Genomic DNA, 638 nt, shown 5'->3' on the forward strand with positions numbered 1-638 from the left:
CGGAGGCCGGGTCCTTCAGCAGGTTCCGCTCGGCGCCGGCCTTCGCGAGCTGGTGCGGGCTGACCCCGTCGGAGCACTCGAGCGGCGAGTCCGAGCGGCGCGGCGGGATAACCAAGGCCGGCAACGCGCTCGCGCGCACGGCGCTCATAGAGTCCGCATGGCACTACTCCACGTGCTCCCCGAGGCCCAAGGCCCCGGCCCCCGGCACCGACGTGCCCCCGGCGATACGCTCGAGGGCGGACGACTGCACCGCCAGGCTCCACCGCCGCCGCAAGGCGCTCGCGGACGCCGGCAAGCCGGCCTGCAGGGCCAACGCCGCCGTGGCGCGCGAGCTCGCCTGCTGGGTCTGGGAGATAGGGTGCAGGTCCGAGGGGACCGTCCTCTAGCGGGCGGCGACAACCGACTCCCGCCGGGAGGGCCCGCGCCTCGACGCATCGCCGGCGCGAGTTCACGACCTTTTTTATGGGCAGCCCCCGGGCCGCGCCCGACAAAAGACTGGATTCGCACGATCGCGCCGGACGGAGAATCGAAATGCGGTGGGGTGCGCGGACATACCGGGCTGACCGCCGGAAGCGCACCCGCAGGAGCCCGCGGATATTAGCTTGCCAGGCAAGCGTCGACTAAGCCATGCAGCGTGC

Annotated in this window: 1 protein-coding gene; it reads left to right on the forward strand. The window is 72.4% G+C overall.

Annotated elements, in window-relative coordinates; all coding sequences use genetic code 11:
* The coding region (locus tag AAAX59_RS09675; protein WP_349071612.1) for a transposase at positions 1–386 on the forward strand (386 nt) is incomplete at its 5' end.
* Positions 387–638 lie beyond the last annotated feature (252 nt).

Origin of the sequence: Collinsella sp. CLA-ER-H2 (genome assembly GCF_040092405.1) — a bacterium.
In the GTDB taxonomy this organism is placed as follows: Bacteria; Actinomycetota; Coriobacteriia; order Coriobacteriales; family Coriobacteriaceae; genus Collinsella.